This window comes from Acinetobacter sp. 1566109, from assembly GCF_000582255.1.
Taxonomy (GTDB): domain Bacteria; phylum Pseudomonadota; class Gammaproteobacteria; order Pseudomonadales; family Moraxellaceae; genus Acinetobacter; species Acinetobacter nosocomialis.
This window is the reverse complement of record NZ_JEYB01000232.1, coordinates 1-451: the sequence shown is the minus strand read 5'-3', so window position 1 is coordinate 451 and position 451 is coordinate 1. Positions and strand designations below refer to the sequence as shown.

At 19.7% G+C, this 451-nt stretch carries 1 protein-coding gene; it reads right to left on the bottom strand.

Translation table 11 applies throughout. The features are described 5' to 3' along the window. Positions 1-2 precede the first annotated feature (2 nt). On the bottom strand, positions 3-320 hold the full coding sequence (locus tag J582_RS0105650) for a hypothetical protein (protein WP_032049031.1): 318 nt from the start codon (positions 318-320) through the stop codon (positions 3-5). Positions 321-451 lie beyond the last annotated feature (131 nt).

Sequence of the window (451 nt, the reverse complement as noted above, 5' to 3'; positions counted from 1 at the left end):
CTTTAGATAAAGATAAGGTTGATAGTGTATATAATTATTTGAATATGAAAAAAATAATCACTAAAACAATATTTTAACTGCATAATATTAGCTTTTGATGAGTACCTCTCTTTAATCCAAAATTTAAATTCTTCTATTTCATTTTCAAAGTTTAAAGCTAAAATAACCTCTAGATTATAAATATTATTACTAACAAAAACATTACAACCAATTAAACTATCTTTATCAAACTTATTTAAAAGATCTTTAAGAAAAAAGATTTCTTTCTCCCTTTCGCTATAACTTAAAGGGATTATAAACATCATATCGCTACTATTCATATAATTTCCAAAATAAAAACTTAAGAGGATTTATTAAAATATATAAAATAATATCCTTTCTTACCAAAAAAACTTACTTTAAATAATAAAAATTATTTTTCAAATAAATTCTTTAATTTCTTCTAAACTTT

Coding starts and splice junctions, on each gene's coding strand:
- J582_RS0105650 (WP_032049031.1), bottom strand. CDS start 320: ATGAATAGTAGCGATATGATGTTTATAATCCCTTTAAGTTATAGCGAA.